22 protein-coding genes are annotated in these 26,038 nt (G+C 42.8%); 13 read left to right on the top strand and 9 right to left on the bottom strand.

The genetic code is table 11. The features are described from left to right. The first annotated feature begins 40 nt into the window (after positions 1-40). A complete protein-coding gene (argS, locus tag ABWY16_RS02800; protein ID WP_353903131.1) occupies positions 41-1,813 on the top strand; it encodes an arginine--tRNA ligase in 1,773 nt (590 codons plus the stop codon). Between the two features lie 262 nt (positions 1,814-2,075). Here the strand turns inward: argS and ABWY16_RS02795 are convergent, their stop codons facing one another. Then, positions 2,076-3,197 carry an AI-2E family transporter gene (locus tag ABWY16_RS02795; protein ID WP_353903130.1) on the bottom strand — a complete coding sequence of 374 codons (1,122 nt, stop codon included), beginning with the start codon at positions 3,195-3,197 and terminating at the stop codon, positions 2,076-2,078. A 102-nt stretch (positions 3,198-3,299) separates the two neighbouring features. Here ABWY16_RS02795 and mnmE point away from each other — a divergent pair, with 102 nt between their 5' ends. Continuing rightward, positions 3,300-4,670, top strand: coding sequence for a tRNA uridine-5-carboxymethylaminomethyl(34) synthesis GTPase MnmE (gene mnmE / locus ABWY16_RS02790; RefSeq protein WP_353903129.1), 1,371 nt, complete (start codon positions 3,300-3,302; stop codon positions 4,668-4,670). 237 nt (positions 4,671-4,907) lie between these two features. On the opposite strand, the gene ABWY16_RS02785 is transcribed toward mnmE, so the two are convergent. Together ABWY16_RS02785 and ABWY16_RS02780 are read right to left on the bottom strand one after the other, a co-directional pair. Continuing rightward, positions 4,908-5,435 carry a DUF892 family protein gene (locus tag ABWY16_RS02785; RefSeq protein ID WP_353903128.1) on the bottom strand — a complete coding sequence of 176 codons (528 nt, stop codon included), beginning with the start codon at positions 5,433-5,435 and terminating at the stop codon, positions 4,908-4,910. A 9-nt stretch (positions 5,436-5,444) separates the two neighbouring features. Further along, on the bottom strand, positions 5,445-5,807 hold the full coding sequence (locus tag ABWY16_RS02780) for a response regulator (RefSeq protein ID WP_353903127.1): 363 nt from the start codon (positions 5,805-5,807) through the stop codon (positions 5,445-5,447). A gap of 248 nt (positions 5,808-6,055) precedes the next feature. Here ABWY16_RS02780 and ABWY16_RS02775 point away from each other — a divergent pair, with 248 nt between their 5' ends. The 7 genes from ABWY16_RS02775 (at position 6,056) to ABWY16_RS02745 (ending at position 13,416) form a co-directional block, all read left to right on the top strand. Beyond that, entirely contained in the window at positions 6,056-7,183 is a 1,128-nt protein-coding gene (locus ABWY16_RS02775; protein WP_353903126.1) for a porin, read from the top strand. A 13-nt stretch (positions 7,184-7,196) separates the two neighbouring features. Then, a complete protein-coding gene (locus ABWY16_RS02770; protein ID WP_353903125.1) occupies positions 7,197-8,669 on the top strand; it encodes an anion permease in 1,473 nt (490 codons plus the stop codon). A 17-nt stretch (positions 8,670-8,686) separates the two neighbouring features. Then, the gene (locus ABWY16_RS02765) at positions 8,687-9,364 is read left to right on the top strand and encodes a succinate dehydrogenase cytochrome b subunit (RefSeq protein WP_353903124.1); all 678 of its coding nucleotides are present in this window, start codon (positions 8,687-8,689) and stop codon (positions 9,362-9,364) included. Continuing rightward, positions 9,361-11,277 carry a fumarate reductase/succinate dehydrogenase flavoprotein subunit gene (locus tag ABWY16_RS02760; protein ID WP_353903123.1) on the top strand — a complete coding sequence of 639 codons (1,917 nt, stop codon included), beginning with the start codon at positions 9,361-9,363 and terminating at the stop codon, positions 11,275-11,277. The genes ABWY16_RS02765 and ABWY16_RS02760 overlap by 4 nt, the downstream gene beginning before the upstream one ends. Positions 11,278-11,282: 5 nt before the next feature. Further along, the gene (locus ABWY16_RS02755; protein ID WP_353903122.1) at positions 11,283-12,029 is read left to right on the top strand and encodes a succinate dehydrogenase/fumarate reductase iron-sulfur subunit; all 747 of its coding nucleotides are present in this window, start codon (positions 11,283-11,285) and stop codon (positions 12,027-12,029) included. A 104-nt stretch (positions 12,030-12,133) separates the two neighbouring features. Continuing rightward, the gene (locus ABWY16_RS02750; protein ID WP_353903121.1) at positions 12,134-12,454 is read left to right on the top strand and encodes a hypothetical protein; all 321 of its coding nucleotides are present in this window, start codon (positions 12,134-12,136) and stop codon (positions 12,452-12,454) included. 224 nt (positions 12,455-12,678) lie between these two features. Next, complete coding sequence (locus ABWY16_RS02745) at positions 12,679-13,416, top strand: metallophosphoesterase (RefSeq protein WP_353903120.1); 738 nt, start codon at positions 12,679-12,681, stop codon at positions 13,414-13,416. A 180-nt stretch (positions 13,417-13,596) separates the two neighbouring features. Here the strand turns inward: ABWY16_RS02745 and ABWY16_RS02740 are convergent, their stop codons facing one another. The 3 genes from ABWY16_RS02740 to ABWY16_RS02730 all read right to left on the bottom strand — a co-directional run bounded on the left by ABWY16_RS02740 (position 13,597) and on the right by ABWY16_RS02730 (position 16,548). Continuing rightward, positions 13,597-14,526 carry a VTT domain-containing protein gene (locus ABWY16_RS02740; RefSeq protein WP_353903119.1) on the bottom strand — a complete coding sequence of 310 codons (930 nt, stop codon included), beginning with the start codon at positions 14,524-14,526 and terminating at the stop codon, positions 13,597-13,599. 238 nt (positions 14,527-14,764) lie between these two features. Beyond that, positions 14,765-15,517 (bottom strand): SDR family NAD(P)-dependent oxidoreductase, encoded by a 753-nt coding sequence (locus tag ABWY16_RS02735; RefSeq protein WP_353903118.1) that lies wholly within the window; start codon positions 15,515-15,517, stop codon positions 14,765-14,767. Positions 15,518-15,597: 80 nt separating this feature from the next. Then, a complete protein-coding gene (locus tag ABWY16_RS02730) occupies positions 15,598-16,548 on the bottom strand; it encodes a helix-turn-helix domain-containing protein (RefSeq protein WP_353903117.1) in 951 nt (316 codons plus the stop codon). 424 nt (positions 16,549-16,972) lie between these two features. Here ABWY16_RS02730 and ABWY16_RS02725 point away from each other — a divergent pair, with 424 nt between their 5' ends. Further along, positions 16,973-17,551 carry a DUF4202 domain-containing protein gene (locus ABWY16_RS02725; protein WP_353903116.1) on the top strand — a complete coding sequence of 193 codons (579 nt, stop codon included), beginning with the start codon at positions 16,973-16,975 and terminating at the stop codon, positions 17,549-17,551. An 87-nt stretch (positions 17,552-17,638) separates the two neighbouring features. On the opposite strand, the gene ABWY16_RS02720 is transcribed toward ABWY16_RS02725, so the two are convergent. Continuing rightward, on the bottom strand, positions 17,639-17,995 hold the full coding sequence (locus ABWY16_RS02720) for a helix-turn-helix domain-containing protein (protein WP_353903115.1): 357 nt from the start codon (positions 17,993-17,995) through the stop codon (positions 17,639-17,641). A 217-nt stretch (positions 17,996-18,212) separates the two neighbouring features. Between ABWY16_RS02720 and ABWY16_RS02715 the strand changes: the two genes are divergently transcribed. Continuing rightward, the gene (locus tag ABWY16_RS02715) at positions 18,213-19,136 is read left to right on the top strand and encodes a Nif3-like dinuclear metal center hexameric protein (protein ID WP_353903114.1); all 924 of its coding nucleotides are present in this window, start codon (positions 18,213-18,215) and stop codon (positions 19,134-19,136) included. A gap of 127 nt (positions 19,137-19,263) precedes the next feature. Here the strand turns inward: ABWY16_RS02715 and ABWY16_RS02710 are convergent, their stop codons facing one another. After that, positions 19,264-19,845: a Crp/Fnr family transcriptional regulator gene (locus ABWY16_RS02710; RefSeq protein WP_353903113.1), complete on the bottom strand. Its 582-nt coding sequence runs from the start codon at positions 19,843-19,845 to the stop codon at positions 19,264-19,266. 115 nt (positions 19,846-19,960) lie between these two features. Between ABWY16_RS02710 and ABWY16_RS02705 the strand changes: the two genes are divergently transcribed. Then, entirely contained in the window at positions 19,961-20,413 is a 453-nt protein-coding gene (locus tag ABWY16_RS02705; protein WP_353903112.1) for a cupin domain-containing protein, read from the top strand. 75 nt (positions 20,414-20,488) lie between these two features. Here the strand turns inward: ABWY16_RS02705 and ABWY16_RS02700 are convergent, their stop codons facing one another. Beyond that, positions 20,489-21,511 (bottom strand): LLM class flavin-dependent oxidoreductase, encoded by a 1,023-nt coding sequence (locus ABWY16_RS02700; RefSeq protein ID WP_353903111.1) that lies wholly within the window; start codon positions 21,509-21,511, stop codon positions 20,489-20,491. A 272-nt stretch (positions 21,512-21,783) separates the two neighbouring features. Between ABWY16_RS02700 and ABWY16_RS02695 the strand changes: the two genes are divergently transcribed. Beyond that, complete coding sequence (locus ABWY16_RS02695) at positions 21,784-25,878, top strand: hybrid sensor histidine kinase/response regulator transcription factor (protein ID WP_353903110.1); 4,095 nt, start codon at positions 21,784-21,786, stop codon at positions 25,876-25,878. Positions 25,879-26,038: the final 160 nt, after the last annotated feature.

Below are 26,038 nucleotides of genomic sequence, written 5' to 3'. Positions count from 1 at the left end.
TAATATTCGCTCATTATTGCTTATTTGGTTATTTTTGGCCATGGATTTTATTATTACGGAAGTAGTGAAAGGCCTCAAGCAACTCTATAATCAAGATGTTGAAGAGAGCCTGATCAGTATACAGGATACGCGTAAAGAGTTTGAGGGGCAGGCAACTATAGTAGTTTTTCCATTTGTACGTTTCTCTAAGAAATCGCCGGAGCAGACTGCAAACGATCTCGGTGAATACCTTGTTGCCAATCTGGAAGTAGTTACTGCTTTCAATGTTGTAAAAGGCTTCTTAAATCTGAGCATTACCAATTCATACTGGATGGAACTGTTCCAATCAGAGCTGCTTACACCTGATTTTGGCCAGATCCCCTCCAATGGTAAAAAGGTAATGGTAGAATATTCTTCGCCAAATACCAATAAACCGCTTCACCTGGGCCACGTGAGGAATAACTTATTGGGCTATTCGGTGTCTGAGTTACTGAAAGCCAATGGTTCTGAAGTATATAAAGTAAACCTTGTTAATGACAGGGGTATACATATCTGTAAGTCAATGCTGGCCTGGCAGAAATGGGGGAATGAAGAAACTCCCGAAAGTTCTGGTCTCAAAGGCGATCACCTGGTTGGTAAATACTATGTGATTTTTGATAAGGAATACAAAAAGGAGATTGAGGCGCTTAAGCTTACGGGACAAACCGAAGACGAAGCCAAGAAAAATGCACCGTTAATCAGGGAAGCACAGGCAATGTTACTGGCCTGGGAAAATGGCGATGAAGCAGTTATTTCACTCTGGAGAACAATGAACGGCTGGGTTTACGAGGGCTTTGCAGTGACCTATAAAAACCTGGGTGTAGATTTCGATAAGTATTACTATGAAAGTAATACCTACTTATTAGGAAAGGATACTGTTGATGAAGGTCTTGAAAAGGGTGTCTTCTTTAAAAAAGAAGATGGCTCTGTGTGGATTGACCTCACTGATGACGGTTTAGATCAGAAGCTTGTATTAAGGGCCGACGGTACTTCTGTATATATAACTCAGGATTTGGGTACTGCACAAATGAAATATGATGATTTCTCTATGGATGAGTCTATTTATGTTGTGGGTAACGAACAGGATTATCATTTTAAGGTTCTGTTCCTTATTCTTGATAAGCTCGGTAAAAGCTGGGCCAAAGGTTTGTATCATTTATCTTATGGAATGGTAGATCTGCCGAGTGGCAAGATGAAATCACGCGAGGGTACGGTAGTTGACGCTGATGACCTGATCGCTGAGATGGTTGCTACCGCAAAGCAGAAGACTGAAGCTTTGGGTAAAGTTGATAACTTCAGTGAGGAAGAGAAAGAAAGTTTGTATTATAAGATAGGTATGGGCGCGCTGAAGTATTTCCTGTTGAAGGTTGAACCTAAGAAGCGTTTGTTATTTGATCCTGCTGAGTCGATTGATTTTCAGGGAAATACTGGTCCTTTTATTCAGTATACCCATGCGAGGATTAAATCTCTGTTGAGCAAAGCTGGCTTTACTGCTGGAGTAAAAGTGGATAATCTTCTGGATTTATCTGCTACTGAACTGGAGATGATTATCTTATTGGCGAAATATCCTTCGGAGATTGCTGCTGCTGCCAGGACTTTTAGTCCCGCGAGTTTGGCCAATTATATTTATGAGGTGGCTAAGATGTTTAATAAATTTTACCATGAGATTCCGCCTATTGTGAAGGAGGAAGATGAGCAGATGAAACAACACAGGTTGAATTTGAGCTGGGTTACTGCGAATGTGCTGAAAGAGGGAATGCGGATTTTGGGTATCGAAGTTCCTGAAAGGATGTAATTACACAGGGTAAAAAAAGCTCCTTTGTCTTCGATGCTGCCTGCCGCTGAATTACGGCAGAAGGCATCGAAGACAAAGGAGCTTTTTTTTTATCCACAGGGTTTGTACAAACTGGGCGGTTAGCCTGGCATGGAGCATAGCCTGACTAGGTGTATAGCTTGGCGAGGCGTATAGCGTGGTAAGAGCATAGCTTGGCAAGGCGTGTAGCTTGGCGAGGCGTATAGCGTGGTAAGAACATAGCTTTGCAGGGCGTATAGGGCAATTAGCCTTTGTCAACGCCCGCAGTAGTTTCTACACTGCCTTTTCTTCTGAAACTTGGGAACTTCATCGGGCTTTTAGTTGGCCTTTCATCGCCGAACAGAACACCCCATTGTTTGAACATTTCTGTTCTGTCGAAGATCACTTTAAGTACTGCGATTATTGGCATGGAGAGAAACATACCTGATACGCCTGCTATGCTTCCGCCAACGATAACGCCTAAGATTGACATCAGGGCATTTATCTTTACTTTAGATCCTACTATTCTTGGCATCAGAATATTGTTATCCAGAAACTGAACGCCGGCAATTACAGCAAGTACGGTAACTACGGGCCCTAGGGTTGTAGAAGCAGTTAAGGTGAGCATTACGCCAATAATATTTCCAAGTAATGCTCCTACGTATGGTATTAAATTGAGGATTGCGAATATTACTCCTATAAGTAAAGCATGTTTGATCCCCAGAAGCAATAATATTCCACCCAGCAGGACAGTCATGTAAGTCACCTGGATTAATAAACCCACCAGGTAGCTCTTAATGATCGTTTCTGTTTCATAGATTGCATCTTTCACTTTAGGATGGTCGTCTGTCTTGAACCACATGAATGTGAACCTTAGCAGAATATCTTTATAAAAAAGGATAAGGTAAATATATATGGGCAGCAAGCCTACAAAGACAAATACAGAGCTTAGCGTTACTGCGGCACCACTTGCCATTCCACCGGCCATAGCCAGCAGGTCATTACTTTTTTTATTTATAAAATCCAGTTGTTCTTTTGTGGAGTAATGGCTTACCTTGCTCACCCAGCTACTCAGGGCCTGCAGGTGTTTGGAAACATTGGCCTTGATTTGCGGGAAATCCTTCACCAGGCTACCGACCTGAGCAGAGAAAAACCATACAATCAGTCCTACAAATATGAATACAATCAGAATAGGCAGCACAATTGCCACTGCTTCCGGTAGTTTAATTTTTCTTAGCCAGCGGTAAATAGGGAGCAGCATTATGCTGATAAAGAAAGCCATAATTACGGGCATGATAATGTCGCTTCCGATCACCATCACGGTGCCAACAAGTAGTAAACCCAGTAATTCTAAAGACCTTTTAACGGTTAATGGCAATTCCTTCATTTTGTAATTCTAATGTTATTGTATTAAGTTTCCATATTTAACTATGCAAAGCATGCAAATGTTTGGGTAGATTTGCACATTCTTACACATATACACATTATCATGATCACAGATGAAACAATAGTAGCCTTGTCAACTCCGCCCGGATCGGGTGCCATAGGAGTGATCCGCCTATCCGGAAAAGATGCTATTACCATCACCAATTCTGTTTTCAGCGGCAAAGATCTGCTGGCACAACCTACACATACCCTGCATTTTGGATTGATCAAGGATGGGGATATTGTGATAGACGAAGTGGTTGTGAGTTTGTTTGTAGGGCCTAAGTCGTACACCAAAGAAAACGTGGTTGAAATCTCCTGCCATGGTTCAAATTATATCATTCATCAGATTATCAATCTGCTGATCAAAAAAGGGGCTTCCGCTGCGAAACCCGGAGAATTTACATTAAGAGCTTTCCTGAATGGGGCAATGGACCTTTCGCAGGCCGAAGCTGTTGCGGATCTGATCTCTTCAGATTCTCAGGCAGCGCATAGTGTGGCGATGAACCAGCTGCGCGGAGGATTTAGCACGGAGCTTAATGTTTTACGAGAGCAGCTGATTCACTTTGCTTCGATGATTGAGCTGGAACTTGACTTCTCTGAGGAGGATGTTGAGTTTGCTAATAGGGACCAATTGCAGGAACTGATCAACAAGATCACTATTGTATTGAATAAATTGATCCGTTCTTTTGAACTGGGAAATGTTATCAAAGAAGGGATCAATACTGTAATTGCGGGACGTCCAAATGCAGGTAAATCTACATTGCTTAATGCTTTGCTGAATGAAGACCGTGCGATTGTAAGTGAGATCGCTGGAACCACAAGAGATACGATAGAGGAAGTTTTGAATATCAACGGTATCAACTTCCGTTTAATTGATACGGCGGGCATACGCGAAGCTACAGATACGATTGAAGCAATAGGAGTGGAGAAAACCATGCAGAAGATCAGTCACGCTGCGGTTCTTGTTTATCTGTTTGATGTGGTAAATATGACTGCCCGCGAAATCCATGAGGATATCAATAGTTTATACAGACCGGGGTTTGTATTTGTTGCCGTTGCCAACAAAATGGATTTAACTTATACTGACAGGATCAAAGAACTTGATCTTCCTTTAGATATCCAGTTTGTTTCGATCTCTGCGAAGGAGAATATTGGCATCGAAAGCCTGAAAGAATTGCTTTATGATGCTGTAGTAGGGGATAAGCTTTCTGAAAGCCATACACTTGTCACGAATATCAGGCATGTGGAAGCTTTAAGGAGAACCCAGGAATCGCTTCACAGCGTTTCTGAAGGTTTGATTAATCCTGTAACTTCAGATTTTTTAGCTACGGATATTAAGCAGGCGCTGTATTATCTTGGCGAAATCACCGGGAAAGTCACTACGGATGACTTGCTGGAGAATATCTTTAGCAAATTCTGTATTGGGAAGTAGTTATCAACTCATCTTAAACTTTCAATATATTATGGTTGGTGGTTACGCAACGAACTTACATGGATATCAACGTTTCACTAGTGATTTAAATATATGGATCAAAGACTCCTTGGAAAACCGACAGCAATTACGGAAGGCATTTACAGACTGTGATATGGGTGATTACCCTATGCTTGAGTACATGCAATATATACCGGGCTGGGTTCCATAGATAGCTCGAAGGCTTTCTTTGTTTGATTATGCCTCTGCAGTAATATACTTGCTCGCAATTAAAAGGAAAAGCGTCCGATCTGCTTTTGCTTCTTCATAATTTGTTTTAAGCAGGCTTGCTATCTGTTTATCTTTCAACTTCACAGCAGCCATTTGCAGGATTTGAAATGATGACATCTCAACACTTTCTATGTTTTGCAGGTAGAAAAGTATAGAAAGGTCTCTGAGTTCCATATCCTTTCCCTGTTCCTGAATGGCAGTAAATGCATCTTCAACTAAACCTTTAAGCCCCCTGGTATTGCAGTCCGAATAGTTGGAATCAAGGATCCCGTAAATGAGCTCCATTCTGGATATTTCCTGCTCAACATGCTTGATGGTCTCAATAAGAGCTGCCCTTAAATCTCTAAAATGAGCAAGTTCCAGCAGCTGAGGTAATCTGGTGATCAAATGTACTTTGGCACAATAAATCTTATCTAAATGCCCAATGAAAAATGCTTTCAGCTTATCTTCATTGAAACTCATATTCTGGACCTCAGACCGGTTCTTTTCGCTCATTGTAATGTATTAGTTTATCATTTCAAATACTTTGCTAACTAAGCCGTCGATGTCGAATGGTTTGGCGATATGCCCATCCGCTCCGCATCTGCTGGCAATATGATCGAGATTTGATTCAGCTGACAGAAGCAATACCGGCAGGTCGTTTGTAAGTGTCAGAGCTTTAAGTTCTTCACAAAGTTGCGCCCCGGTTTTTTCAAACCCTCTTATGCGGACATCCAACAGTATCAGATCTGGATGAAGCAATCCGATTTCATTTGCAGACATACCGTTCTGACTGGAAATTATGTCATATCCCTCATCCTGGAAAACAATGTCGAGTATATCCAGAATATCCGGGTCATCCTCTATAATCAATATACGTTTGGCCATTTCGATAATAGAATTGAGGTTTTGGATTTTGCAACAATCGTCAGGTCCTGATTGTTTCGATTGGAAGAATATATATATGAGGATTAGGAAACAAATTTCATAACCATGATTCTCCAAGCTTCAAAATACTGATGTGCGTGATCTTCGTCATTATTTGAGGTGATCAGAAACACGAGTTGCACCATTTCAATGGTTCATCTTTGGGTAGTCAACAATGCAGCCGGACCGGTTGATCAACGACTCCCTCAATGAACAAACTTTTTATCTTTTTAGTCCCCGCACTCTTATGTACTTTGATTATCAAAGGACAAGAGGTAACGCCGCTACCTGATTCTACACAAAAGGTGAAGATAACCATTAAGGGTCTTTTTCAAGCCCGGTATGTTTTCAGCGCAAATAAAAATGTAGATCTGAATGGTCTTCATCATACAGATGGTAAGGCGATTTACAATGATTTTGATCTTAAACGGGTACGGCTTCAGTTTGCGTCAAAAATATCTGACCGTACAGAGGTAAATCTCCTGTTGAATCTGGCAGACTTCAAAAGTGACCCGGCCAATAAAGTATTGGAGAATGCTTTTATCACTTACCGCCTAAACCAGTACTTCCACTTTAAAATGGGTCAGTTTCGACCAGCCTTCGGTCTTGAGAACATGTACCCGGTTGACGTCATTAAATCACTGGACTATTCTAATCAATACACTGCTTTTGGAAACAATGGATGGCAAAGCTTTCAGATAGGAGCGAGTGTGTTTGGTGATTTTAAAGGTGCTGTACCTATAAAATATGAGGTTTCTGTTGTGAATGGAAACAATAGGAATAAAGCCATGGATAATGATAATGGCAAACATTTTTCAAGCAGGGTTGAGTTTGGCCTGGTACAGAAATTAAATATCAAATTGGGCTTAAATGGTGGTTTGGGATTAGTCTCAGGGAGTCAGGTCTACGCTGCAGGAGTTGATATATCTGGTGTTATACCCATCTGTGAAAAATGGTCTCTCGAAGTAGAAACGGAAGCTAAACAAGGGAATAACCATACCTTTTACTATGGCCTGGATACGGCGAAGCGGGTAGGGGAAGTAAGTGGCTATCAGATGCGTGGTTTTTACCTTCTGCCAAACCTGCGTTATGCGATCAATTACCACCGCCTTAGTTCATTAGAGTTCTCCTGCCGCTACGAGAACTTTGATAACGATTTCAGACACACTAAAAATCCCAGGAGAACATTTACACCTATGCTCAGTGCAGAGTTCCTGAAATCTTACAATGCCCGTATCCAGTTCGGAATTAATATCGACAGGTACAAAAGGAATGTGAGTGGAACAACTCAATATAACAATGAACAATTCGTCATTCAGGTACAATCACGTTTATAACCTCCTTAAAAATATGAAAACCACTCCAGAACTGGCCGCTGTAAAAGTGACCACGCCCAAAGAAATTCAATTGATACCGCTGCTGATCACCGTGGCTATAGGGCTGATCATTTGGTTTATTCCAGCTCCGGCAGGGGTTAAACCAGAAGCCTGGCATTTACTGGCAATCTTTTTAGCCACAATCATCGGTATAATCCTCAAAGCCGCAAGTATGGGTACGCTGTGTATGATGGCTATCGCATTGGTTGCGCTTACAGGCGTACTCGCCCCCGGAAATCCAGCCAAGTCTATTACACTCGCCCTGCGCAGCTTTGGCGACAAAGTAATCTGGCTGATTGGTATCAGTTTCTTTATCGCACGTGGCTTCATTAAAACCGGCCTTGGGAGTAGGATTGCTTATATTTTTATTAAATTTTTTGGTAAAAGTTCATTGGGTTTAGCCTATAGCCTTGGAGCTGCGGATCTGATTTTAGCTCCGGCTATACCAAGCAATACAGCAAGGGGAGGTGGAATTATCTACCCCATCATGAAATCCATGTCGATGAGTTTGGGCTCTATGCCGGATAAACCGGAAACGCACCGCAAAGTGGGCTCATATTTAACATTGAATAGTTATTACATGAACCTGATTGCTTCTGCAATGTTTTTAACCGGGACGGCCAGTAACCCAATGTGTCAGAAATTTGCTGCTGATCTCGGAATCCATATCAGCTGGATGTCCTGGTTTTATGCGGCAATAGTTCCCGGCCTCGCCTCTATGATTATTATACCATATCTCTTGTATAAAATATTTCCTCCTGAACTGAAGAAAACAACAGAAGCACCCGCAATGGCCATTGAAAAGCTAAAAGAGATGGGCAGTGTAACCAAAAACGAATGGTTAATGCTGATGGCTTTTGTGATTCTGCTGGTACTCTGGATAACAGGAGATCTGTTTAAAATAGACGCTACTACCACCGCTTTCATAGGTTTAACGATCCTGTTGCTAACACAGGTACTTACCTGGGAAGATATTAAATCAGAGAAAGGGGCATGGGATACTATTGTGTGGTTTGCTACGCTGGTGATGATGGCAGGGTCATTAAATGAACTGGGCTTTATTCCATGGTTTGGAAAACTGATCCAGCTACAGCTGTTGGGCTTATCCTGGTCAATCGCCTTTCCAATCATCGTCACTGTTTACTTCTTAAGCCATTACCTTTTTGCCAGTGCCACTGCACACGTAGCAGCCATGTATGCAGCATTATTAGCGGTGGGTGTAGCGATGGGAGTACCACCACTATTACTTGCTCTAATGCTTGGTTTTACGGGCTCACTCTATGGAACAATAACCCATTATGCACATGGACCGGCGCCAGTTTATTTTGGCAGCGGGTACGTAGATGTTAAAAAATGGTGGATCATGGGGCTTATTGTCGGAGTTGCTTTATTAGTGATATGGATGGGCCTTGGTGGCATGTGGTGGAAAGTAACCGGAGTTTATTAAACTATAAAAAATTGAAAATGAAATTGACCCTATCCACAAGTACCCTGTCACGCAAGAACCTGATGGCTTTAACTGGCCTGTTCCTCTGCTTCTTTTTGGTTATCCATCTATTGGGGAACCTGCAATTATTATTGCCCGCAGACCGCGCAGAGGGGAGCTTTAACCATTATTCCCATCTGTTGTCTGGTAATATTTTTATCAAGATGGTGTCTTATGTTTTATACCTGTCACTGATTGCACACGCTGTAGATGCTCTGGTGATATCAATCAAGAACAGAAAGACCGCCGGAAAATATGCTTACGACGACCGCAAACATACCAGTAAATGGTATTCAAGAAATATGGGGATCCTGGGTTCCATTCTTCTCATATTTCTGGTAACGCACTTTGCCGACTTCTGGTACGTGTATAAATTCGGTGTTACAGCGCTTGACAAGGAAGGGAATAAAAATCTATACGTTATCGTTGTCCATGCTTTTAAATCATGGTGGTATGTATTGTTCTACGTTTGCTCAATGTTTGCGTTGGGGTTTCACTTACTGCATGGCTTTAAAAGCGCAGTAAGAACACTGGGTTTATATCATCCCCGTTATGCAGCTTATGTTCAAACGATAGGCACTATATACAGCTATACTGTAACTATCGGTTTTTCAATCATCCCTATCTATGTTTACTTTACTCAATCAGGAATATGATACTAGATGCTAAAATTCCAGAAGGTCCACTGGCAGATAAATGGAGCCAATATAAAGCACATGCCAAATTGGTCAATCCTGCAAATCGTAAGAAGCTTCCGGTAATTATTGTAGGCACAGGGCTTTCTGGCGCTTCGGCAGCGGCTTCATTAGCTGAGCAGGGCTATCCGGTAATGTCTTTTTGCTTTCAGGATTCTGCCCGCAGGGCCCATTCTGTTGCTGCACAAGGGGGCGTTAATGCGGCTAAGAACTATCAGAATGATGGCGATTCTGTGTTCCGGATGTTCTATGATACTTTAAAAGGTGGTGATTTTAGGGCAAGGGAAGCTAATGTATACCGGCTTGCAGAATGTTCACTAAACCTGATTGATCAGGCGGTGGCCCAGGGTGTCCCCTTTGCAAGGGAGTACGGAGGTTATCTGAGTAACCGCTCTTTTGGCGGGGTACAGGTAAGCCGTACTTTTTACGCCCGTGGACAAACCGGACAACAATTGTTATTGGGGGCTTATCAATCATTAATGCGGCAGGTTGCCTTAGGCACGGTTATCTTGCATAGCCGTCATGAAATGCTGGATTTAGTGGTAATTGATGGCAAAGCCAAAGGTATCCTTGCCCGTAATTTAGATACGGGTGAGATAGAAAGGTTTGCTGCAGAAGCGGTGGTGATTGCTACCGGGGGCTTCGGTAAAATTTACTACTTGTCTACATTAGCGATGGGATGCAATGGCTCTGCGATATGGCGTGCACATAAGAGAGGCGCACTAATGGCTTGTCCAAGCTGGACACAGATCCACCCCACATCTTTACCACAGGCGGGCGACTACCAATCTAAGTTAACACTGATGTCTGAGTCTTTGCGTAATGATGGCCGGATCTGGGTTCCTAAACTGGAAAAAGAACAGCGTCCGGCAAATGATATTCCAGAAGAGGAACGCGATTACTATCTGGAAAGACGGTATCCTTCATTCGGTAATCTGGCCCCGCGGGATATTTCTTCAAGGGCGGCTAAGGAAAGGATTGACGCTGGTTTTGGAGTAGGTGCACAACACAATGCCGTGTACCTTGATTTTTCTAAGCCGATTAAGGAACAAGGACTGGAAAAAATCAAAGAAAAGTATGGTAACCTGTTTTCGATGTATAAAAAGATCACAGGAGATGATGCTTATTCGGCACCGATGAAGATCTCACCTGCTGCCCATTTCTCTATGGGAGGGCTTTGGGTTAATTATGAACTGATGACTACCATCCCTGGTCTTTTTGCAGTTGGAGAAGCAAACTTTGCTGATCATGGCGCTAACAGGTTAGGTGCAAACTCATTACTGCAAGCCTGTGTTGACGGTTATTTTATTCTGCCTTACACATTGGCGAATTACCTGTCCGGAGAATTGAAAGGCGAGAAGGCGACGGTAAAACATCCGCAATTCGATATCGTAGAGAAGGAGGTAAGGTCAGAGTTGGAACACCTCATTTCAATCAAAGGAACAAAAACTGCCGACTTTTTCCATAAAGAGCTGGGAAAATTGCTTTATGATAAATGTGGACTATCACGTTCAGCAGAAGGATTAACAGCAGCAATAAAGGGCATACAAACGCTGCGTCAGCAATTCCATCTGCAACTAATTGTACCAGGCACGGAAGCAGAGATCAATGCTGAGCTGGAAAAAGCAGGCCGCGTAGCCGATTACCTGGAAATTGCTGAATTGATGTGCAATGATGCCCTCAGCCGTGAAGAATCTTGTGGCGCCCACTTTAGAGAAGAATATCAAACTGCCGATGGCGAGGCACTGAGGGACGACGAGAAGTACTGTTATGTTTCTGCCTGGGAATGGGCAGGGAAAGATGCCCAGCCTGTGTTACATCCCGAACCACTGGTTTTTGAATTCATTAAATTATCTGTAAGAAGCTATACCTAGAAAACATGAAGATTAAGCTAAAAATATGGCGTCAGAAAGATGCACAGACTAAAGGAAAACTGGTAGACTACGATCTGGATCAGGTTGACCAGCATATGTCATTTCTTGAAATGATGGATACACTCAATGAGCAGTTGATTCTCAAAGGTGACATGCCGGTAGAATTTGATCACGATTGTCGTGAAGGAATCTGTGGTACCTGTGGCGTGATGATCAATGGCCAGGCGCATGGCCCGGTACCTGGCGTAACGGCTTGTCAGTTACACATGCGTGAGTTCGAGGATGGTGCTACGATCTATGTGGAGCCTTTCAGGGCAAAGGCCTTTGCTGTTAAGCGTGATTTGAAAGTTGACCGCTCTTCATTCGACCGTATTATTCAAGCCGGTGGTTTTATCAGTGCCAATACAGGTCAGCCTGTAGAAGCAAATTCCCTATTGATCACTCATGAAGATGCTGAGTCGGCCTTTGATTCAGCCGCCTGTATTGGCTGCGGGGCCTGCGTAGCCAGCTGTAAAAATTCTAGTGCAGCACTCTTCACTTCAGCAAAGATTGCTCACCTTGCTAAAATGCCGCAAGGTGAAAAGGAGGCTGCCAAAAGGGTTTTAAGCATGGTAGCGAAAATGGATGAAGAAGGATTTGGACATTGTAGCAATACTGAAGCTTGTGAGGCTAAATGTCCGCAAGGAATCTCGGTACTGAATATTGCCAGAATGAATTGGGAGTATACTAAGGCAAGCGTATTAAGAGATTAGTGCATTTCTAGTTATTGCATTCTTCCATTTAATCCGGGCACCCGAAAACTCAGCCTGAAAACCCTGAATAGTCAGTCCGAATTCGAGCGCCGCAAAGCAAATACATGCCCATCTATATTAAGGAACTGGAGTGTGTAAATGAATTACTCACAGTACGTATAAGAATCCATAAAGAGGAACCGGAATATGTATACCTGAAGATAGCAGAAACTGCGCTGCTGGTCACTTGCAGTATGGATACTGATGAATACAATTTGAGCCGCAGTGCTTACTTTGCGCTGCTTACAATGATTGGATCCCTTGAGACATTTGATTTTAAATACCATTACTGGCCTGGCTTCTTTGATGCAGCAACAGGGGCATTCAAATTTATGGTGATTACGAAAATGCAGGGGAGGGTGGTGTTCTATTTAAAAGCGAGATAACATGGTTTTTATAAACCACAATCTTTTAATTTGTTTCCATGGCTGGGGGCTAATGACGAAGATAAAACAACTTTTCATTTATGACGAAGGTCAGCACGAGAGATTGATCATAATCAGCCCTTCAAAAAGGTGTAGTATTTGTTTTTGTACAAATCAGCTTTTCAAATCCAGAACTTGCCTTCCTGACTTATAATCTTAATTTTGAAAGAAATTAAAATATAGGCATGAGAACATTGGTGATGGGGGATATCCATGGTGCATATAAAGCGTTAAAACAATGTCTCCTTAAATCAGAATTTGATTATGAAAACGACCTGTTGATACAGCTTGGTGATGTAGTTGATAAGTATCCGCAATCTTATGAATGCGTAGAGGAATTATTAAAGATTAAACACCTCATTGCTTTAAAAGGCAATCATGACGATTGGTTTTATGATTTTGCGAAAACTGAGTTTCATCCTTATTTCTGGAATCATGGAGGTATGGCTACACTTTCATCTTATTTAGATCATGCGGGAAAAAGCGGGCGACTGTTCCCCTCAGCAAGCGGATATAAGAGTGCATTGGTATCCGGTGATATACCTGCCACACACATTGCTTTCTTTACCAATCAACAGTCCTATTATGTTGATGAGGAAAAAAGGTGCTTTGTGCACGCCGGGTTCAATGCTGAAAAACCTTTCCCTGCACAGCGAACAGAGGACTTTTATTGGGACAGAAGTTTATGGGAAAATGCAATGTACTACAAGGAAAATGGCGGGCAATTTTTTATAAAAGCGGATTTTATGGAGATTTATATAGGCCATACTCCCACTACAAAGTGGAATACAGATCAACCTTTGACTGCCTTCAACATCCATAACCTGGATACAGGCGCAGGAGATTCAGGCCGTTTGACAATTATGGATATTGATACAAAATATTACTGGCAGTCTGATTTTACCTACGATCTGTATAAGTAAGATGGTCTCTGCAACATTATATATACAGACCCATGAACCCACTACCGCATAGATAATTAATTATGATGATCAGCAGTTGTTCTACAAAAATGTCAAATATGGTGAAAGGTACGGCCGGCTTGGGATTGAGAATGTCTTTATTAACATTTTAAAGCAGGGAAGGAGTTATTATTTGCCATATTAATGAAAAGCTATTTGCCCGCCGGATTTAGCCCACTCGTCAAGGCCGCCAAGCAGGGGCCTGATGCGTTTTAAGCCAGACTTGCGCAATTTGTCAGCATATTTAGCTGCTGTGAGTTCGTTTGGGCAGGAACAATAGACTATAATTTCATCATAGGCAGAATAGAGGCTGGCGATCTCAGTCAAATTGATATCAGTGATAGGTACTGAGCCGGGGATAAATCCGTTTCTGATCCGCTGATCATCGGGGCGTGCATCAAGGATTATATAACCTGAACTGTCCTGTATCAACCCGAGCAGATCAGCAACCGTTACCCGGTCAGATTTGAATTTCCTGATGAGACGGTACCGCTGAAACCATTTCACAAGCAGGTAAATGCCGAAAGCAAGAAACACGATAATTAGACCAAACTTACCAAATTCAGCTAGCGTGGCAATTAAGCTGCTAATTTCATGGCGGAATAAAAAGCCTAATCCAACTGCCGTTGTGCTGTAAAATACCGCTCCAATAAAAGAGAAAATTATAAATGAAGTTATCGGCATTGCATAAACACCTGCTACTACCGGGGCCAATGTGGAAAGTCCCGGAACGAACTTTAAAATGGTCAATGCCGGAGGGCCATACCGGGTAAAGATATCAGCGCTGCTCTTAACGCAGGAATCTGGAGATAGCGAAATTCTGCACAACTTACCAAGAACACTGGAGCCTATTCTTTTACCAGCAAAGTATAAAAAAATGTCACCAATCAAAGAGCCAGTGCTTGCTATTAGTATGAGCGCTATAATATCAAATGCACTAACAGGAGTGACAGCTGCTGTCACAATGAGGATGGCAAATGCGGGAAGGGGCAGGCCGGCGCTCTGGAATAATGTAATCAGAAAAATTATCCAAAGCCCGTAGGCATGTACCAGCTCAATTAGTGTATTCATAGATTAAAGCGGATTCACTCTAAAAGTAAAGATCTTCAGGATCAGTTTATTTCTAAAGTTAAAATTTTACGCTGGTATGCTAATGTGATATTACCTTTAATTGATTTAAGCAATCTTATCAATATTTCCAGAGCTGGTTTATTCGGGCTAATTTAGAATTATCTTCTGATTTATACTGGCAAAGTTGCTGACAGGAATAGCTCATAGCCTGTCAGCAACTTTCTTATCATTAAATAGCTTACAGGTTCATGCCGCCAGTAAGCTCAATGCGCTGGCCATTGATCCATTGTGCATCGCTGCTGCAAAGAAAAGCTACTACGCCACCTACATCATCAGGTATACCTACACGACCTAATGCGGTGTTCCCCATAACAAAGCTGCGTATTTCAGGTGTATCTTCCATTGCTCCTCCGCCAAAGATGGCGCCTGGTGCAACAACGTTAGCAGAAATACCACGAACGCCCAGTTCAAGTGCCAAGGCCCTTGTGTAAACATCTATCGCCCCCTTCATCATTGCATAGGCAGACACGCCGGGAAAACTCACCCTTGATACAGCCGAAGAAATATTGACGATACGGCCGCCATCATGGAAGTGGTTTAATGCTTTTTGTGTGAGGAAATAAACTCCTTTCAGATGGATGTTCATCATTTCATCAAACTGGGCCTCGGTTGTATCCGTGATAGCCGCGTTGAGACTGGTGCCTGCGTTATTGATGAGGAAATCAATACGGTCAGTATTAAAGGTGTTTTTTAAGTGCTGGCTGACTTGCGAAAAAAAGTGGTCAAAGCTGCTACTGTCAGTAGTGTCGAGCGAAAGTGCTACTGCTTTTCGGCCAAGCGCTGTAATTGCAGCTACTGTTTTCTCGGCTTCTTCTTTATTGCTGTTATAGGTAAGCAGGATATCCACGCCTTTTTGCGCGAGTTTGATTGAGATGTCCCTACCTATTCCACGGCTGCCGCCGGTTACCAATGCGATTTTTTGAGTTGTCATTGTACTTATTTTTAAATGATTTATAACAGTACAAAATTCAACCAAAGCCGGCATTGCCGGTTTGTCGGGAACAATCAGATTTATGTATAATTCAAAGATTTTGTATTGTTCCGGAATGCACCCGGTGAGAGCGAGGACTGGCTCTTGAAAAAGTGTGCAAAGTGTGAGAAGTCTGAAAAGCCAAGGCTGTCCGCAATTTCTGCAATGGTCCAGTCAGTATGGCCCAATAGCGCTTTGGCTTCCTGCAGGATTCTTCCTGTGATAAGCTCTGTGGTGGTTAATCCTGTTGTATCTTTTAATGATTTGTTGAGGTGATTCACATGAACGGCCAGCTGATCGGCAAACTGTTTTGCAGTGCGCAAAACGATTTTCTGTTGTGGGCTTTCCAGGGGATATTGTTTTTCCAGCAATTCAAGAAATAGTGAGGTCATTCTGGCAGAGGCACTATGGCCGGTGTGCAGGGTTGTTTTGGACTGCAATTTCTGCCCAAGGTGAATCAGTTCCAGGGTATACGCCCTCAGAAGATCGTATTTATAAGCGTAGTCAGAGTAAATCTCGCTGTTCATCTGCTGGAAGATTGCTTCCACTCTTGGCAGATCTGCATCTGATAAGCTGAAGATAGGTACATCTGTAGATTTAAAGATTGGGAGATCATCAAGTGTTAGCCCAGTCTTACTTGGATGAAGAAATTCGGCTGTGAATACGCAGAACAGTCCAGTCTGACTGCCTATTGGTGACCAATAGAAGGGACTTCTAGGCGTAGTAAAAATCAGAGTGGGCCGCGTTATTTTTACCGTACGGTCCGGGTACTCCGCTATAGATTGACCGGTTAAAAAACTTATTTTATAGAAGGCACGACAAGCGTATGGAACTGGCGGCTGTTCGCGTTTTGGCTGGGTGATATCCGACAGGTTGAATACATTGAAATGGCCAACTTCCTGTTGTATTTCAGCCGGTAAAAGCGCAGTTAGATCAGATGTCGAGCCGCTGGAAAGTCGTAAACATAATTCTTCAAAATACGTCGTGTCCATATCTTTTATTTGTGAAAATCAAATATACTTTATTTCTTTATTTCATGAAACAATATGACGTTTTACCAATCTTTTCAATAATATAAATAAGCTTTGCCGGTGCCCTGACCTGCTCTCCAATCGCTTAGCTCAGTTACTTAAGGAAATACGTTTCTCTCTTGCCGCCAGACCAACATATCTCAGACTATTTAAAATTCAAAAAATGAATAAACTTGTATGGGTACTGGCAATAGCAGGCGCCGGATTTGCAGAGCAGGAATTTGCTTTTTACTTTTACCAATAGGATTCAAATGATGCAAACTACGTAGTTAGATGATTCCTTTAGAAACAGTGAGGCTTCAGCCAGGCTTTTTGAAGATTTGGTATTTAAGCGTCTGGATAGCCTTGACGAGAAAATTTAAATGTAATTTTGTTCCACCTACATATGAATAAACTAGACCAGGCATTCAGCCTATTTGACAATTATAATCGAAAATCACCAGAACAATTGCTAATCAATGGTGTCACGATATCTGCGGAATACTTTTACGCCCTCAAATTGCATGAATGGGTAATTAAACTTGACCCGAATGCAAGTGAGCCACTGCAGCTTGCTTCACGTTGTCAACATATTGGACGATGGGAAATAAAGCGGGCATCCTATCCCGATGGTAGAATAGGTTATTTAACCTGGCGTAGTGATCTTTCGAAATTCCATGCAGATACCGCGTCATCCATATTGCGATCAATCGGGTACGATGAACAGATCATTGAAAATATGCGTGAAATTGTGCTCAAAAAACACTTGAAGACTGAACCTGATGTGCAAACCATCGAAGATGCCCTATGTCTTGTTTTTCTGGAGTTCCAGTTTGATGATCTGATTGTGAAACATCCCGCGGAAAAAATCATTGGCATATTGCAAAAGACCTGGAAGAAGATGAGTGTACGCGGGAAAGAATGGGCTTTAAAATTGACATACAGCGCAGTTGGGGCCGAGCTGATTTCTAAGGCCCTGAGTTAAATAGCAATCCGAAAGTGTCCTGCTAACCGTTTCAATTTTTAAAGACAAAATCATTTAGATGCTTTGTCACGGGCTAATTTATTTCTCTTATCCCTTTTCTAAAATGGTGATAATACTCGCCTGACTTTTGAGAAGCTGATCTTTCAAATCAATGATAGAGTTTTTTTCTTTGATTAAAGCTTTTAGCATTTCTATCTCAGCTTTTGCATCAAGCAGGGATTGCGACGTCAATTTTTTAGAGAGGTTGGTGTTTTCGAAGTACTGGAAAAAATTGAAGTTGAGTACTTCACACACCTTTAATAAAAGGTCTGTGTCAATTGATGTTTCTTTCAGGATGGTTTGTAACCGGTTTTTACCTATACCTAATGAATCAGCGAGCGCAGCTGCTGATAAATTTTTACGCTTCATCTCCCGCCAGATCATTAGTCCAATATTAACGCTCATGGGTTGACATTTATTTATGATGCTGAAATTATAGAAAGTTAAGGATCCAAAATACTTTATTTAGTAATGATATCTGGTTTAATTCTGTATAAGTGGTTCTGAGATAGTTTGCCTACACCATTTTAAAGAAGCATACAAACAGGCAATAGCCACTGTTATAGTTCTTGTGTAAACTGATTATTAAAGCTAAATTAACCTGCAGCAAATCACAAGCAAAATGGAAGAAAGCAGATCAGCGAACGCAGTGCCTCAACGTAGAAAATTTATTCTTGATCTTGCAAAGATCTCTGGTATTACCCTTCTTTTGAATATTCCATTTTTAGGCAGGGCAAGCAATATACTTACCCTAGAAGAAGAGGTAACTGCAGGAGAAATAATAGACTTGTTTATCAGCAAGGTGGGAGCTGGTGCTTTTCCAAAAACTGTGGATACCCTAAAATCGGGCAGTAGAGGGATGAAAGTTACCGGAATAGTGACTACCATGTTCGCTACCATTGATGTAATCAGAAAAGCCATTGCACTGAACGCCAACTTCATTATCGCTCATGAACCAACTTTCTATAATCATCTGGATGAAACAGCATGGCTGGCTAATGATGACGTTTATCAATTCAAGGCCGAACTCCTCAAGAAACATATGATAACAGTATGGCGGAACCATGATTATATCCATACGCTTAAACCTGACGGTGTAGGTGCCGGCTTATTGAAACAACTAAACTGGGCATCCTATTTTGACCAGAAAACGGGTACGCTAAACATTCCTGCCATCCCTTTGAGCGGCTTAATAGAGTTCCTGAAAACCAAACTGAACATCAGTAAAGTAAGATACATTGGTGATCTCAAACAAGACTGTAAAAAGGTGCTTTTTCTTCCGGGTGCAGCGGGAGGAACCACGCAGATCAGTATGCTAAGCAAATTGAAACCGGACGTACTGATTTGCGGTGAGATCCAGGAATGGGAAACTGCGGAATACATCAGGGATGCAAGGGCCAAAGGCGACCAGGTTTCACTGGTGGTATTGGGCCATGTTGCAAGTGAAGAAGCAGGATCGGAGTTTATGGCAGGATGGTTAAGGACAAACTTCCCGGACTTAAAAACCACGCATGTCCCTTCGACGAACTCTTTGTCCTTTTACTAAATATCTGGAGGTTATGAAAAGATTTCAATTCAGTACCTTATCAGCTTGAAGGCGCATTAGCCTGAATACCATTTACATAAAGTTGATAAGGGTTAGGTAGTGTATCGAATAAGTTTTATACGATGAACTATAGCAAACCAACAAGTTGCCTGCGTACACGGCTGAGAGATTGCGCCCTGATACCAAGATAGGAGGCTATATCAGACAGCGCCACCTGCGTAGCAATATCCTTTTGTTTTGTTAAAAACAATTTGTACTTGTCTAAAGCATCCCTGCCCGCATAAATGTTTTTTATTGTTACCATATGTGCCATTGATAGCTGAGCGATCTCATCTATCAAACCGCGTAAATAAGGAATCTCTTCATAAAGTGCCATCAGATCATCCATTCCAATAGTTAAAATCTGACTGTCAGTCGCAGCCTGAAGTCCCTGCTGGGCAGGAATATTGCCATACATACTGTATAGAAACGTCATAAATTGCGGCGATTCCATAAAATAATAAACAATGTCTTTCTCAGTTACATGAGGTATAGTAATTTTTAATACTCCCTCATTAATAAAATATAAGTGTCGTGCTACCGTTCCGGCTTTGATCAGCCAGTCCCCGTTCCTGACCTGTTTTACCTGAAATTTATCGGCAATTTTTACCTGATCTGAAGTGCTGATAAATCGGTTCTCCAGCAAATTAGCTATAAGTCTTTCTTTCATGTCCAATCTCAACCTGACTGTATTTAACTACAGCCATTAATTAACCTAGGTTCAGCCCAGCGAGGCTGATCCCTTACTATGTTTGTTACATTATAAATTATTAAAATAATTCATCATGATTCCATCTTATTGGCTGTTTGGTTCCAAACAGCGTATCCTGCAAAGCGGCAGTGTAACAGCAGATCACTATGATTTGATCGAAGGTACCTTTCCACCCGCCGCCGAAACTCCTTTACATAAACATGCAAATTACAGCGAAACCATTGTTGTTTTGGAAGGAGAAGTTTCTGTTTATATACCAGGCCAGCATGTAGTGCTGAAAGCTGGTGAAACACACTTTATTCCAAAAAATGTACCGCACACAATTGCAAATCATTCTTCCATAGCACCATTTAAAGCGCTTGCTATAGCTGCGCCAAGCGGTTTTGCAGAGTTAATTTTGAATTTAGGTATTCCATCTGACGGCGGAGATGAGCCACCGAAGCAAGAGCATGATATGCAAATGGTCATGGAGGAAATGACCCGTATTGGAGACACGATTCTGGGTCCTCCCGGAGCACGACCATAGTTCTTTTCCGCACTGTTTTCAAGTACAAATGTAAGGGATCATCTGTATCCCCTGCATTTGTACTAAAGCGATGATTTACCTCCAGCCCAAACCAGGTGCAACATGCTCTAAAATCGAAGATAGAACATGTACATTGTAATCAACACCCAAAGTATTTGGTACTGTTAAAAGAATTGTATCTGCTTCCTGTAAAGCTTCATCTTCTGCAAGTTCTTTGATCAGTTTATCTGGCTCTGCAGCATAACTTCTTCCAAAGATCGCACGTTTGTCGCTCTCAATATATCCAATCTTGTCAGACTGCCCGGCTTCACGGCCAAATAAATACCTGTCCTGATCGTTAACCAGCGCAAAAATAGAACGGCTAACGGAAACTCTTGGCTCGCGTGCATGCCCTGCTTTCTTCCAGGCTTCTTTATACAACCTGATTTGTTCAGCCTGCTGTACATGGAAAGGTTTACCACTTTCATCAAATTTAAGCGTAGAACTTTGTAGGTGCATGCCATTTTCAGCAGCCCATACAGCTGTAGCGTTTGAAGCAGCTCCCCACCAGATCCGTTCACGCAAACCTTCAGAATATGGTTCTAAACGCAATAACCCCGGAGGGTTAGGGAACATCGGATAGGGGTTAGGCTCGGCAAAACCTTCACCGCTCAGCTTATCCAGAAACTCCATTGTTTTACGGCGTCCCATGTCCGCATCTGTCTCTCCCTCTGCAGGATGGTAGCCGAAATTTCGCCAGCCTTCAATAACCTGTTCGGGTGATCCGCGGCTCAAACCCAATTGTAAGCGGCCGCCTGAAATTAAATCAGCCGAGCCGGCATCCTCTACCATATATAATGGGTTTTCGTACCGCATATCAATAACGCCGGTACCGATTTCGATCTTACTTGTTTTGGCACCGATAGCCGATAGTAAAGGGAAAGGTGAAGCCAGCTGAGCAGCAAAATGGTGTACCCGGTAGTACGCGCCGTCTATGCCAATCTCTTCTGCAGCAACAGCCAGATCTATTGACTGAAGCAGGGTGTCACTCGCTGTGCGGGCCTGATATCCCGGATGATCAGCCCAATGTCCGAAGGATAAAAATCCTATTTTCTTCATAAATGCCGTGATAAATTATTAGCGTAAAAGTAGTAATCACAGCGAAAGAATTTGTGCGGAGAAAGTCATATTCAAGCTTGGGGAAATGCGATTCCCTTTACAAGAGGAAGTAAACCCACAGGAATTTTGTTAATTCTAAATTGATTTATTTCTGAATATTGCTATATATTGCATAAGCAATTTTAACCAGGTATAGCGTGATGAAGGGATTTGGCATTTTTTTAATGTTGATAGGTTTCTCGGTTTACGGGCAAGTCCCATCGGGCCGCACTATGCATTATACGCAAAAAGATGGCCTTTCGTTCAATATCATCAATAGCATTGTGCAGGATAACCAGGGTTTTATCTGGTTTGCTACGGGTAATGGACTAAATCGTTTTGATGGCATAAACTTCCGCACATTCAAATCAGACCCGCAAGATTCATCCGGCATACCCGGCAACTATATCCAAAAAATCTTTAAAGACCGGGAGGGGACTTTCTGGATCTCATCCCGCAAAGGCCTCTATAGTTTTGATCTGAAAACTGAAAAATTCAGTATTCACGCTGTGGTACCAGGGGCACAGCGGGCAGACGTAACCTGGATATCAGAAGGTAAGCAGGGCAAACTCTGGATTGCCACCAGTGCGAATGGCTTCAGTGCCTTTGATAAAGCCAGGGGGCATTTTGTGAACTATACTACTAAAAACCTCAAAGGTCTCCCCAGCAATGATATATTGAGCATTGAGCAGGACTCCTCCGGAAACCTCTGGGTGGGTACTATGGACTCAGGACTATGTGTATTCAGAATTCGGAACGGGCAGGTGGCTGAGAGGATACTTACAGAAAACAAAGGCCCCGGCAACAGCCGCGTCAACAGAATTTATCAGGATCATCTGAAGAACATGTGGATAGCTACAACTAAGGGCCTGTGGTTTTACAGCTACCGAAAAAGTAGTTTCTTTAAGATCAATGCAGCGCGTTTTCAGCATCGCAGCAATGTTTTCCTGTCACTGATTGAAGACAAGAATCACCAGCTGTATGTTGGTCTGCAGGATGGTGGCCTGTATCATATTGATATGGATAGGTTTGCAATTGCGGAGCCAGGGAATTTTGTATTTGACCAGGTAGAGAATGAGAAAGGATATAACATAACCCCAAGATCTGTACAGGAGCTGTTCCTGGACCGCGATAAAAACCTGTGGCTGGGCACTTATGGCGACGGATTGTTTATGGTGAGCAGAAATGCAGCCAAGTTCCGGTTGTTCCGGAAAAAGATAAGCGATAACAGTGGTGAAAGTGATGTACGCTTTTATGGCATGTGCAGCGATGCGAAGGGAAACCTGTGGCTGGGAACAGATGGGGATGGGATTTACAAGACGCGCCGTGATGGTACCGTGCTCAAACACTATCGCGCAACCGGTACTGCAGGCAGCCTTACTGATAATGCAATACTATCTGCATACAAAGACTCAAAGGGCAACCTCTGGTTTGGCACTTATGCCAGCGGTTTACTTTTATATAATCCGGAAAGTGATGGATTTATCAGCTTTAAGCATGATGCTGTAAATCCATCGTCCATACCCTGCAATGATGTGCGCGTGATCCGTGAAGATCGTCATCACAATATCTGGATAGGGACTAATGGTGGGGGATTAAGCAAACTGGATGCTGAGCACAAAACATTTAGAAGCTATAATACCGCGAACAGCGGTATGACATCAAATGATGTGCGCGCGATTGAAACCGATGATAGAGATAACCTTTGGCTGGGAACTTACGGCGGCGGACTGGATTATTTGGTAACAGCACTGGATAGGATTTATCCCTTTATGCATAACGAGAGCGACAGAATTAACCTGAGCGGCAAAATTATCTATGCGCTGTATATGGATCAGCAGAAGCGCCTGTGGATAGGATCGGAAGGAGAAGGTTTACTGGTTTGTTATCCCGATAAAAAGACGGTGCGGCGACTGAGCGAGAAGGACGGACTGGCAGACAACACAATTTACGCAATCCTGGAAGAAAGCGCCGGTAAGATATGGGTAACCACTAATGACGGCATTTCGAAGGTAGATTTCGGCAGTCATAAAATATACAATTTTAACAGCAGTGATGGTCTGCAGGGTAAACAGTTCAACGCTGGATCGGCCATTGTTGCCGATGATGGAAACCTGATGTGTTTTGGTGGCACAGAGGGATGGAACCTCTTTCATCCGAAGGAAATTAAGCCCAGCACATACAAACCGCAGGTCAGGATCACTGGTCTGCAGTTATACGGACGCGAAGAAAATGACAAAGGTGACCTGAAGCATATCAGCCAGTACCGCGAGATTACGTTGCAGGCAAACCAATCGGTATTCTCCATACAATATGTAGCGCTCAACTTTGTGTATCCCAGGGACGCACAGTATGCTTATAAAATGGAAGGTCTGGACAATGACTGGAACTATGTAAAATCACAGCGTTCGGCCACGTACCGCTATCTGCAGCCCGGCAGGTATACTTTTAAAGTAAAGACTACAAACGAAGATGATGTATGGCAGGAGGTGTATGCATCAATCGACATCCTGATATTACCGCCATGGTACAAGAGTTGGTGGGCATATACAGTATATGTTGCTGTAGCTGCTATGATTATTTACCTGATCATCCATTATAAAGCGAAACAGACACAGCTGCGGTATAGAATCAAAATTGCAAATCTGGAAGCACAACAGGAAAGAGAGCTGCACGAAAACAGGATTTCGTTCTTTACCAATATTTCGCATGAATTCCGCAGTCCGCTGACCCTTATCGTGAACCCTGTACGGGAGATGATTGAGGAGCAGAAAACTACGGGAAACCTGGAAAACCTGACCATCGTATACCGCAACGCGAAAAGGCTCCTGAGTCTGGTAGACCAGCTGCTGCTCTTTGGGAAAGCAGATACGGCTGCTGACAGGCTTAACATTGCGGGGATTAACCTGATCAGCCTGTGTGAAGAAGTATTCCTGTGTTTTACCTACCTGGCTGCCCGGAAAGGCATTACTTATGTTTTTACAGAGAGTTTTGAGGAGGCCGAAATTTATGGAGACCGCGAAAAGATAGAGATTGCGCTATTTAACCTGATTTCCAATGCGTTGCGGCATACGCCGGAAGGAGGGAAGGTAACACTGGATATTGCTGAAGATGATACTGGCGTAACTCTGCGTGTGATTGATACAGGAACAGGTATTCCTGCGGAGATCGGCAACAGGGTATTCGACCGTTTTTATAAAGTACCTGATCAGAAAAGCTCAAGAACTGGATTTGGCATCGGCCTGTTCCTGGTCAAAAAATTCGTAGAGAGCCACTTTGGTAAAGTGAGTTTTGAGAGTATGCCGGGCGAAGGCACTACCTTTGAGATCAGACTGCTGAAGGGTAAATCGCACTTTGCCGACTACCAGATCCATGACGACCAGCGGGAATGTTCGCTGATCCTGGATGAGCTGAACGGTTTTGATGAAGATATGGCAGCTGATGAGGAACTGAGTTCAGCCATAATAGCTGATACAGGTAGGCATGCGATAGCCGAAGGTCTTTCTGCTGAGACACTGACAATGCTGATCATTGACGACAATGAGGATATCAGACATTATATGGAGAAAATCTTCAGGAACAGATTTGAACTCCTGACTGCACCAAATGGGGAGGAAGGACTACAGATGATTAACCGGTACCTGCCGGATGTGATCATCTGTGATGTACTGATGGAGAGCCTGAACGGTATCGAACTCTGCCGCCTGGTGAAAGCTGATCCGGCACTCAACCATATCCCGCTGATCCTGCTGACAGCCAGTACCTCCTCAGAAATCCGGCTGCGCGGAATAGAATGCGGTGCTGATGATTACATCAGTAAACCCTTTGATAAAGAACTGCTGGTGGCCAGGGTAGAAGGATTGCTGAAAAGCAGGAACAACCTGCAGACCTACTTTTACAACAAAATCACCCTGAAGTCGGCCAATATGAAAATCTCAGCGGAGTATAAAGACTTCCTGGACCGATGTATAGAGATCGTGGAGAAACACATCACTGATCCAAACTTCGGAATCAGCACGCTGGCCGATGAGATAGGCATGAGCCGTTCCAATCTCTACACCAAGATCAAATCCATTTCAGGCCAGTCGGCCAACAGTTTCATCCGCTTTATCCGCCTGAGAAAAGCAGCGGAGATATTTATCAACACAGACCTGACCATTCAGGAAACGATCCTGAAGATCGGGATCAGGGACAACCGTTATTTCAGGGAGCAGTTTTTTAAACTTTTTAACATCAACCCCTCAGATTACATTAAAAAATACAGGAAGACATTTAGCAGCAGGTATACAGTCAATAAATCACTGTTAACCGCAAAACAGTCTAAATAGCCGGTTTTTTGTTCAAATCTCCCTGCTTTTTTGGGAGTTTACCCCTCACGCTGTAGCTGAAATATATCGACTTTAGTGTCGTTTATCACTGTTCCAAAAAGGAGCAGTAATGCCAGACCAACAAACCAAATATTGTCGTATGAAACGAAAACTACAAAAA

This window comes from Pedobacter sp. (genome assembly GCF_040513095.1).
GTDB lineage: Bacteria > Bacteroidota > Bacteroidia > Sphingobacteriales > Sphingobacteriaceae > Pedobacter.
Note: the sequence above shows the minus strand (reverse complement) of the source record. Positions and strands in the feature narration are given on the sequence as shown.

What these genes read in the sequence shown, in the direction of transcription:
- argS (WP_353903131.1), top strand. Translation starts at nt 41, where the DNA reads ATGGATTTTATTATTACGGAAGTAGTGAAAGGCCTCAAGCAACTCTAT.
- ABWY16_RS02795 (WP_353903130.1), bottom strand. Translation starts at nt 3,197, where the DNA reads ATGAAGGAATTGCCATTAACCGTTAAAAGGTCTTTAGAATTACTGGGT.
- mnmE (WP_353903129.1), top strand. Translation starts at nt 3,300, where the DNA reads ATGATCACAGATGAAACAATAGTAGCCTTGTCAACTCCGCCCGGATCG.
- ABWY16_RS02785 (WP_353903128.1), bottom strand. Translation starts at nt 5,435, where the DNA reads ATGAGCGAAAAGAACCGGTCTGAGGTCCAGAATATGAGTTTCAATGAA.
- ABWY16_RS02780 (WP_353903127.1), bottom strand. Translation starts at nt 5,807, where the DNA reads ATGGCCAAACGTATATTGATTATAGAGGATGACCCGGATATTCTGGAT.
- ABWY16_RS02775 (WP_353903126.1), top strand. Translation starts at nt 6,056, where the DNA reads ATGAACAAACTTTTTATCTTTTTAGTCCCCGCACTCTTATGTACTTTG.
- ABWY16_RS02770 (WP_353903125.1), top strand. Translation starts at nt 7,197, where the DNA reads ATGAAAACCACTCCAGAACTGGCCGCTGTAAAAGTGACCACGCCCAAA.
- ABWY16_RS02765 (WP_353903124.1), top strand. Translation starts at nt 8,687, where the DNA reads ATGAAATTGACCCTATCCACAAGTACCCTGTCACGCAAGAACCTGATG.
- ABWY16_RS02760 (WP_353903123.1), top strand. Translation starts at nt 9,361, where the DNA reads ATGATACTAGATGCTAAAATTCCAGAAGGTCCACTGGCAGATAAATGG.
- ABWY16_RS02755 (WP_353903122.1), top strand. Translation starts at nt 11,283, where the DNA reads ATGAAGATTAAGCTAAAAATATGGCGTCAGAAAGATGCACAGACTAAA.
- ABWY16_RS02750 (WP_353903121.1), top strand. Translation starts at nt 12,134, where the DNA reads ATGCCCATCTATATTAAGGAACTGGAGTGTGTAAATGAATTACTCACA.
- ABWY16_RS02745 (WP_353903120.1), top strand. Translation starts at nt 12,679, where the DNA reads ATGAGAACATTGGTGATGGGGGATATCCATGGTGCATATAAAGCGTTA.
- ABWY16_RS02740 (WP_353903119.1), bottom strand. Translation starts at nt 14,526, where the DNA reads ATGAATACACTAATTGAGCTGGTACATGCCTACGGGCTTTGGATAATT.
- ABWY16_RS02735 (WP_353903118.1), bottom strand. Translation starts at nt 15,517, where the DNA reads ATGACAACTCAAAAAATCGCATTGGTAACCGGCGGCAGCCGTGGAATA.
- ABWY16_RS02730 (WP_353903117.1), bottom strand. Translation starts at nt 16,548, where the DNA reads ATGGACACGACGTATTTTGAAGAATTATGTTTACGACTTTCCAGCGGC.
- ABWY16_RS02725 (WP_353903116.1), top strand. Translation starts at nt 16,973, where the DNA reads ATGAATAAACTAGACCAGGCATTCAGCCTATTTGACAATTATAATCGA.
- ABWY16_RS02720 (WP_353903115.1), bottom strand. Translation starts at nt 17,995, where the DNA reads ATGAGCGTTAATATTGGACTAATGATCTGGCGGGAGATGAAGCGTAAA.
- ABWY16_RS02715 (WP_353903114.1), top strand. Translation starts at nt 18,213, where the DNA reads ATGGAAGAAAGCAGATCAGCGAACGCAGTGCCTCAACGTAGAAAATTT.
- ABWY16_RS02710 (WP_353903113.1), bottom strand. Translation starts at nt 19,845, where the DNA reads ATGAAAGAAAGACTTATAGCTAATTTGCTGGAGAACCGATTTATCAGC.
- ABWY16_RS02705 (WP_353903112.1), top strand. Translation starts at nt 19,961, where the DNA reads ATGATTCCATCTTATTGGCTGTTTGGTTCCAAACAGCGTATCCTGCAA.
- ABWY16_RS02700 (WP_353903111.1), bottom strand. Translation starts at nt 21,511, where the DNA reads ATGAAGAAAATAGGATTTTTATCCTTCGGACATTGGGCTGATCATCCG.
- ABWY16_RS02695 (WP_353903110.1), top strand. Translation starts at nt 21,784, where the DNA reads ATGCATTATACGCAAAAAGATGGCCTTTCGTTCAATATCATCAATAGC.